Origin of the sequence: Kribbella antibiotica (assembly GCF_004349055.1) — a bacterium.
Lineage (GTDB): Bacteria > Actinomycetota > Actinomycetes > Propionibacteriales > Kribbellaceae > Kribbella > Kribbella antibiotica.
Window position 1 is genome coordinate 1 of the sequence record NZ_SMKX01000242.1, and the last position, 8,516, is coordinate 8,516.

Annotated in this window: 6 protein-coding genes; 5 read left to right on the top strand and 1 reads right to left on the bottom strand. The window is 68.4% G+C overall.

Annotated features, from left to right (window positions below; translation table 11 throughout):
• Positions 1-1,236, bottom strand: a 1,236-nt coding sequence (locus E1263_RS40915; protein ID WP_202869302.1) for a choice-of-anchor M domain-containing protein, incomplete at its 3' end; no start/stop codon positions are given.
• Between the two features lie 306 nt (positions 1,237-1,542).
• On the opposite strand from E1263_RS40915, the gene E1263_RS40920 reads away from it, so the two are divergent.
• The 5 genes from E1263_RS40920 to E1263_RS40940 are packed head-to-tail and all read left to right on the top strand — an operon-like array spanning position 1,543 to position 8,083.
• A complete protein-coding gene (locus tag E1263_RS40920) occupies positions 1,543-2,172 on the top strand; it encodes a 50S ribosomal protein L25/general stress protein Ctc (protein ID WP_132177617.1) in 630 nt (209 codons plus the stop codon).
• 46 nt (positions 2,173-2,218) lie between these two features.
• On the top strand, positions 2,219-2,794 hold the full coding sequence (gene pth, locus E1263_RS40925) for an aminoacyl-tRNA hydrolase (protein ID WP_132177619.1): 576 nt from the start codon (positions 2,219-2,221) through the stop codon (positions 2,792-2,794).
• An 11-nt stretch (positions 2,795-2,805) separates the two neighbouring features.
• A complete protein-coding gene (gene mfd, locus E1263_RS40930) occupies positions 2,806-6,432 on the top strand; it encodes a transcription-repair coupling factor (protein WP_132177621.1) in 3,627 nt (1,208 codons plus the stop codon).
• A gap of 20 nt (positions 6,433-6,452) precedes the next feature.
• Positions 6,453-7,094, top strand: a complete 642-nt coding sequence (locus E1263_RS40935; RefSeq protein WP_238162028.1) for a hypothetical protein — start codon at positions 6,453-6,455, stop codon at positions 7,092-7,094.
• 8 nt (positions 7,095-7,102) lie between these two features.
• Positions 7,103-8,083 (top strand): nucleoside triphosphate pyrophosphohydrolase, encoded by a 981-nt coding sequence (locus E1263_RS40940; RefSeq protein WP_132177625.1) that lies wholly within the window; start codon positions 7,103-7,105, stop codon positions 8,081-8,083.
• Positions 8,084-8,516 lie beyond the last annotated feature (433 nt).

Below are 8,516 nucleotides of genomic sequence, written 5' to 3' on the forward strand. Positions count from 1 at the left end.
GACCGGCTGGGGGAGGGGTTTGGCGCTGTCGAAGGAGATGAGCGGGGCGCCGAACTGGTCGAACTGGAAGACGGCGAGTTTGCCGGGGCCCTGCACCTTGTCCAGGGACCAGTGGACTGGGCCCGAGAGCTTGGAGTAGTCGACGGACTCGGTGTTCCAGCCGGCCCAGAGGAGGTTTTCGGCTTGGGTCTGGGGGATCTGCCAGATGGTGGAGCCGGGGGCGCCTAGGAAGCGGTACTGAGGGTCGGCCGGGACAATCTCGTCGCCCTCGGGCTTCACCTGGAACGCGACGGTTGCCGGATCACGCCATACGGGAGTGCCGGGCTTGGTGCCGTCCTTCACCTGGAAGCGCAGGCGGTCGCCGACAGTACGAGCGGCCACGTCCACGTGGCCGACGGAAAGGACCGTGGTGACACAGGGGGTGGTCGTCGGCCCAGGAGTCCCCGGCGTGCTGGTCGGAGTGCTCGTCGGGGTGCTGGCCGGGGGTGTGGGCGAGGTCGGCGTGCCAGGTGTCCCCGGCGGAGTGGCGGACGGGGTGCCGGGCGTACCGGGTGGAGTGGTCGGCTCGTAGGGGCCGACTACCCAGGTGTAGGTCACCGGGCCGGAGGTGACTTCAGCGCCGGCGGACGTGACTGCGGTGGCCTGGAAGGTGAGGTGGTAAGTGCCTAACGCGGCGAAGGACCAGTTGGCGTGGACGTGGCGGCCGACGGCCTGGTGAAGGGTTTTGTACGCCGGATCCACCGAACTGAAGACGCGAGGTACCGCACCGCTGAACTCGTCGTAGTTGAAGAAGGCCTCGACCGCGCCCGGGCCTTCGGCGTTCAGCAGGGTCAGGTCGACGGTGTCGTCACGGAGCGCACCCGTGGGAATGGTTTCGGTGTCCCAGCCGGGCCAGATCAGCTCGGGGTCCTGGGATTCGGGGGCCATCCAGACCGTGCTGCCGGGGGTTCCCAGGAAGGAAAAGGCCGGGAGGTCGGGGAGTTCTACGCGGGCGGAGCCCTGGTCTTCGAGGTTGAAGACGAGACCGGCCGGGTCGGCCTCGCGGTAGTCGCCGGTGCCGATCCGGGTGGCGAGCTTGAGCGTGCTCCCGTCGTACGTGGTGTGCAGGGCGTCGGTGTGGACGGCGCGCAGGACCTCGGGGGCGGGCGTGGCGCCTGCGGTCCAGGGGACGAGGAGGCAGACGACACCGAGCGCGAGGCTCAGCAGGGCAGGCGTGCGGAGGTGAGTGGCGGTCACAGCGCCGCACTTTATCTGACTTGACAATCATTTTCAGTAATGGCGATCGAATACCGCCTGGATCGCGCTCAAAAGTCGTCGTTGCGGACCGAGGGGACCTGATTTCTCCTCTGGGCGACCTCGTGAGTAGACTGTTGAGGTTGCCTCGGCGAGGGACGCCCCCCGAGTAGTACATGGGCGCGGCTCCGTGATCGACGCGGTGGTTCGTTGCTTGATGCCTTCTCGGTGTCAGCAGGCGCCCGCTGAGGCTGCAGCCTAGTTTCAGCCAGTCAACAGATCACCGCAACGCATCTGAGGAGTTTTCTCGTGGCCGAGGTCAAGATCCAAGCCGAATCGCGCACGGAGTTCGGCAAGGGTGCTGCCCGCCGAATCCGCCGGGACAGCAAGGTGCCCGCCGTTCTCTACGGCCACGGCACCGACCCGGTCCACATCACGCTGCCTGGTCACGACACCATGCTGGCGCTGAAGACCGCCAACGCCCTGCTGCTGATCGAGGTGTCCGGCGCCGAGAGCCTGCTGGCACTGCCGAAGCAGGTCCAGCGCGACCCGATCCGGGGAACCATCGAGCACGTCGACCTGGTCATCGTGAAGCGCGGTGAGAAGGTCGAGGTCGACATCGCCATCCACCTCGAGGGCGAGGCCATCTCCGGCACCCTGGTGGTCCTGGAGAACGCGTCGATCCTGGTCGAGGCCGAGGCGACCCACATTCCGGACGGCGTCACCGTCTCCATCGAGGGCCTCGAGGCCGGTACGGCGATCCACGCCTCCGACCTGAAGCTCCCGGCCGGGACCACGCTGGCCGTCGAGCCGGACACCCTGATCGTGAACATCACCGCCGGGACCACGGCCGCCGAGCTCGAGGCCGACCTGGCCAGCGCGCCGGGTGCCGACAACGTCACCGTCTCCGCCACCACGGTGGCCGCGGTCGCCGAGTAGTACTGCGGCAAACCGCCGTACAGAGTTGCAGGAGGGCCGGGGATCCGTGGCGGACGACGTGTGGTTGGTCGTCGGACTGGGGAATCCCGGCCCTTCGTATGCCCGGACCCGGCACAACATCGGCCACCTGGTGGCCGATGAGCTGGCGGCCCGGACGGGCAGCAACTTCAAGCAGCACAAGCAGGTCAAGGCCGAGGTGATCGAGACCCGGATCAGCGGGCTGCGCACCATCATCGCCAAGCCCCGGTCGTACATGAACGAGTCCGGTGGCCCGGTGTCGGGCCTGCTGAAGTTCTTCAAGGTGGACCCGGCCAACCTGATCGCCGTGCACGACGAGCTCGACATCGACTTCGGTGTGCTGCGGTGCAAGTTCGGGGGTGGCGACAACGGCCACAACGGGCTCAAGTCGCTGCGGAAATCCCTTGGCACCGGTGAGTACTATCGAGTTCGGTTCGGTGTGGGTCGTCCGCCGGGCCGGCAAAGCCCCGCCGACTTCGTCCTCAACGAGTTCTCCTCGGTCGAGCGCAAGGATCTTCCCTTCGCCGTCGACCGGACCGCGGATGCCGTGGAATCACTGATGACGGCGGGCCTGGAAACAACCCAAGGGCTCTACAACTCCTGAATGGACACGTCGTGAAACTCAGCGGTCTGATCGACACCGTGGTCACCGATCCGGTGGTGGCCGAGGCCGTCCGTGATGCCCGCGGAGACGTGGTCACGGCGCTCGACCTGGCCGCGCCCGGCCCGATCCGGCCGGTGCTGCTGGCGGCGCTGGCTGCCGAGCGAGGTGCCGATCGCCCGGTGCTCGCGGTCACGGCGACGTTCCGCGAGGCGGAGGAGCTGACCGAGGCGCTGCAGTGCCTGGTCGAGCCCGGTTCGGTCGCCTACTACCCGGCCTGGGAGACGCTGCCGCACGAGCGCCTGTCGCCGCGGTCCGACACGGTCGGCCGACGCCTCGCCGTACTGCGGCGTCTGGCGCACCCGGATCCGTCGGACGAGACGACCGGGCCGATCAAGATTCTCGTGGCGCCGGTGCGTTCGGTCCTGCAGCCGCAGGTTGGCGGGCTGGCCGACCTCAAGCCGGTGCAACTGCATGTCGGCGACACCGTCGAGCTCGAGGATGTTGTCGAGCGGCTGGCCGGCGCGGCGTACAACCGGGTCGACCTGGTCGAGCGGCGCGGCGAGTTCGCGGTCCGCGGCGGCATCATCGACGTCTTCCCGCCGACCGAGGAGCACCCGCTGCGGGTGGACTTCTTCGGCGACGACGTGGAAGAGATCCGGTACTTCGCAGTTGCCGACCAGCGGTCGTTGGAGCTCGCCCAGCACGGTTTGTGGGCTCCGCCGTGTCGCGAGCTGCTGCTGACCGACGAGGTGCGGTCGCGAGCTGCCGTGCTGGCCAAGGAGCACCCGACGCTGGCTGAGCTGTTCGAGAAGCTCGCCGAGGGGCACGCAGTCGAGGGCATGGAGTCGTTGGCTCCGGTGCTCGTCGACAACATGGAGCTTCTGGTCGACCTGATGCCGGCCGGGACGCATGTCGTCGTGAGCGATCCGGAGCGCGTTCGGGCGCGGGCGCATGACCTGGTGGCGACCAGCCAGGAGTTCCTGGAGGCGTCCTGGGCGGCTGCGGCCGGTGGTGGCGAAGCGCCGATCGATCTGGGCGCGGCGGCGTACATCTCGCTTGGCGACGTCCGGGCGCATGCGCTCAGCAAGGGGCTGGCCTGGTGGAGCCTTTCGCCGTTCTCGGCGGCTCCGGCGGATGCGCCCGAGGTGCGCGACTCGATGGGTTCGCGGGTCTCGTTCGACATCGACACCGAGGCGGGCGCTGTCCGCAGCCGGGTGGTCGCGGCGCACGAGGTCGATCCGTATCGCGGTGAGACTGCCGCTGCGGTCGAAGACATTCGAGGCTGGCTGCGCGACGGCTGGCGCGTCGTTTGTGTGACCGAGGGACACGGCCCGGCGCAGCGACTGGCCGAGTTGCTGTCGGAGGCCGAGGTTCCGGCCCGGGCGGTCGAGGGGATCGACACGGTCCCCGAGCCGGGCGTCGTACTGATCTCGCAGGGTGCGCTCGAGCACGGATTCGTTGCTGAGGGCATCAAGTTTGCGGTGCTCACGGAGAACGACCTGGCCGGGCAGCGGTCCGCGGCCGAACGCCGTTCCCAGCAACGGATGCCGAGCCGCCGCAAGAAGGCCGTCGACCCGCTGGAGCTCCAGCCCGGCGACTTCGTCGTGCACGAACAGCACGGCGTCGGCCGGTACGTCGAGATGATGCAGCGCACCGTCGGGACGGGTTCGCAGAAGGCCACCCGCGAGTACGTCGTCATCGAGTTCGCGCCGAGTAAGCGCGGTCAACCGGGCGACCGGCTATATGTGCCGACCGACCAGCTCGACCAGGTCACGCGGTATGTCGGCGGTGAGCAGCCGAGCCTGGACAAGATGGGTGGCGGCGACTGGGCCAAGCGCAAGGGCCGCGCCCGCAAGGCGGTCAAGCAGATCGCCGGCGAGCTCATCAAGCTGTACGCCGCTCGCCAGGCGACCAAGGGGCATGCGTTCGCCAAGGACACCCCGTGGCAGCGTGAGCTGGAGGACGCGTTCCCGTTCGTGGAGACGCCGGACCAGCTCGCCACGATCGACGACGTGAAGCGCGACATGGAGCGCGTCATGCCGATGGACCGAATCGTCTGCGGTGACGTCGGTTACGGCAAGACGGAGATCGCCGTACGGGCTGCGTTCAAGGCGGTGCAGGACGGCAAGCAGGTCGCCGTACTGGTGCCGACGACGCTGCTCGTGCAGCAGCACTACGCGACTTTCGCCGAGCGGTACGCCGCTTTCCCGGTGGTTGTGGCTCCGCTGTCGCGGTTCCAGACCGACAAGGAAGCCAAGGCCGCGCTCGACGGGTTGGCCGACGGGTCGATCGATGTCGTGATCGGTACGCATCGTTTGCTGGGCGGTGAGGTTGCGTTCAAGGATCTCGGTCTCGTCATCGTCGATGAGGAGCAGCGGTTCGGCGTTGAGGCCAAGGAGCAGCTGAAGCGGCTGCGGACGGCCGTCGACGTGCTGACGATGTCGGCGACGCCGATCCCGCGGACGCTGGAGATGTCGATCACCGGCATCCGGGAGATGTCGACGATCGCGACCCCGCCCGAGGAGCGGCACCCGGTGCTGACGTTCGTCGGCGCCTACGAGGAGGGCCAGGTGACTGCGGCGATCCGGCGCGAGTTGCTGCGTGAGGGCCAGGTCTTCGTGGTGCACAACCGGGTGAACACGATCGAGAAGGCCGCCGCGCGGATCCGCCAGCTCGTGCCCGAGGCCCGGGTGTCGGTCGCGCACGGCCAGATGAACGAGCACGCGCTCGAGCAGGTCATCCAGGGGTTCTGGGAGAAGCAGTCCGACGTCATCGTCTGTACGACGATCGTCGAGTCCGGCATCGACATCTCGAACGCGAACACGATGATCGTCGAGCGCTCCGACCTGCTCGGGTTGTCGCAGCTGCACCAGCTGCGCGGCCGGGTCGGTCGTGGCCGCGAGCGGGCGTACGCGTACTTCTTCTTCCCGCCCGAGAAGCCGCTGACCGAGACCGCGCACGACCGGCTCGCGACGATCGCGCAGCACGCCGATCTCGGTGGCGGGATGGCGGTCGCGATGAAGGACCTCGAGATTCGTGGCGCCGGCAACCTGCTCGGTGGCGAGCAGTCCGGGCACATCGCGGATGTCGGCTTCGATCTGTACGTGCGGCTCGTCGGCGAGGCGGTGGCCGAATACAAGGGTGACGCTCCGGCCGAAGAGCCCGAGGTCAAGATCGAGCTGCCGATCGACGCGCATCTCCCGCACGACTACGTTCCGTCGCAGCGGCTGCGGCTCGAGATGTACCAGCGACTGGCCGCAGTACGGGATGAGGCTGGGATCGCCGAGCTGGTCGAGGAACTGCACGACCGGTACGGCGAGATCCCGAAGCCCGTGCTGAACCTGATCGAGGTGGCGAAGTTCCGCAACCACGCCCGGCAGGCGGGGTTGCAGGACGTCACTCTGCAGGGGAATCTGGTCCGGTTCGGGCCGGTGGATCTGGCCGATTCGAAGGTGCTGCGGCTCAACAGGCTGTACCCGAAGAGTCTGGTCAAGCCGCAACTGCGTACGATCCTGGTGCCGAGACCTGCCACCCGGCAGATCGGCGATCAGCCGCTCCGCGACACTGAGCTGCTGAAATGGTGTACCCGGTTGATCGACGACATCGTCGCCGAACCGATCGTGGTACCGGCGTCATGACTACCAAACGAGGAGATTCGGTGAGCAGAGGGCGGAAGTTCGGGGCTCTCGGTGCGGCAGCGGCCCTGGTGCTGCTGGCCGGCGGCTGTGCAGCCGGGACGCACCCGGGTGCGGCGGCTGTGGTCGGGAAGACCGAGATCAGCGTTGGGGACGTCGACAAGACCTCGCGCGCGGTGTCCGCGGCGCTGGGGCAGCCGTTCGCGACGAGCGTGACGCTGAGCGAGCTGGTCAACAACGCCCTCGTCAAGGAGGTCCGCGAGCAGCGGTCGGTCTCCGTCAGCGACGCCGAGGCTGCGGCCGCGGCGAAGCTCGTGGTGCGCGATGCGACCGCGTACGCGAAGTTCGAGGCTGACCCGGTGGCGCGTGAGTTCCTGCTCAATGTGGCGTCGACGGCTGTGGCGACGATCAAGCTTGGTGGCGGGACCGGCGTGAACGGCACCCAGGCGGAGGTCCAGGCGGCCCAGAGGGCCGGCCTGACTGTGCTCAAGGACGCCGCGAAGAACATCACCGTCGACGTCTCGCCCCGGTTCGGCAAGTGGACCGACGGCGCCATCGACGGCACGGTCTCCGGCTCGCTGTCCGACGAGTCTGCGCAGGCCAAGGCCAAGCGCGAGGCCGCCGAGAACGCGGCGAAGCAACAGCAGCAGCAGCCGCAGGGCTGAGGTTTCTGATGTCCGGTGCCCCCGGTGGCTCGATCACGGTTGTCCTGACCAGCCCCCGGGTGGCGCCCGGTCTGCTCACCCGGGTCGCGTGGACGGCGCTGTCGTCTGCCGACCTGATCGGCGCTGGTCGCTCTTCGGGCCGCGCCGATGTGCAGGCGATCGCGGGTTCCGGCTTTGTCGTGACCGCGGTGGACGGCGATGTCCGCGCCCACTGGGCCTGGCTGGCCGCCGCCGCTGTCGATGGTCAACGGGTCGTCTGGCTGGTCGGTGAGGACGGCGAGCCCGGTCTGCTGCGACTGGTTGCCGAGCAACTCAACGCCGAGCCGAGGCCGCCGTACGAGGTCGAGATCTTGCACGGCTCGTACGACGTTCCTGGCGCCCGGCTGATCGACCTCGTGCGCGTGATGGACCGGCTCCGCCGCAACTGCCCCTGGGACCAGGAGCAGACCCACAAGAGCCTCGCGAAATACCTCCTCGAAGAGACCTACGAGACCCTCGAGGCCATCGACCTGGGCAATGTCGGCGACCTCCGCGAGGAGCTGGGTGACGTCCTGCTCCAGGTTGCCTTCCACTCCCGCATCGCCGAGGACGACGGCACCTTCACCATCGACGACGTCGCCGGCGGCATCGTCGAGAAGCTCGTCCGCCGCCATCCCCACGTCTTCGGCACCGTCAACGCCCCCGACGCCGCCACCGTCGAAGCCAACTGGGAATCCATCAAGGCCGCGGAAAAACAACGCTCCTCAGTCCTCGAAGGCATCCCCACCGCCCTCCCCGCCCTGGCCCTCGCCGACAAACTCCTCGGCCGAGCCGCCAAGGTGAGCCCCGCGGAGCTCCCCGCCCCAACGGACGACCAGTCCCGCATCGGCGCCGAGCTCCTGGCCCTGGCCCGCAAGGCCCGAGCTCAAGGCGTAGACCCCGAGGCGGCCCTCCGTACGACGCTCCACCAGCTAGCCGCGGAGATCCGCACAGCCGAATCCGCCGGCTGACCCGGACCCCCATCACCCACTAACTTCGCGCCACCCCACCCCCGCACGCTCAGCCTGCGGCCGACCAGCCGCGATTTCACCAGTTAGACGGTGATGGCGGTCCGCCCCCACTCACCAACCCGTGCCACCTCCCAGCCCGCACGCTCAGCCGGCTCCCGCGGAGCCCCCGAAACGCTCCTTGGTGAGTGTCAGCGGTCCGCCTCATCGCGAGCCCGCGATCCCGCGATCCCGCGAGCCCCAGGGCGCCCAAGGGTGGGTCGGCTTCTCCTTGTGCACGAGTTGCATCTTTGAGTACCCACCAGTCATTTTCGCGGGCTCGCGATGAGGCGGACCGCTGACACTCACCAAGGAGCGTTTCGGGGGCTCCGCGGGAGCCGGCTGAGCGTGCGGGCTGGGAGGTGGCACGGGTTGGTGAGTGGGGGCGGACCGCCAT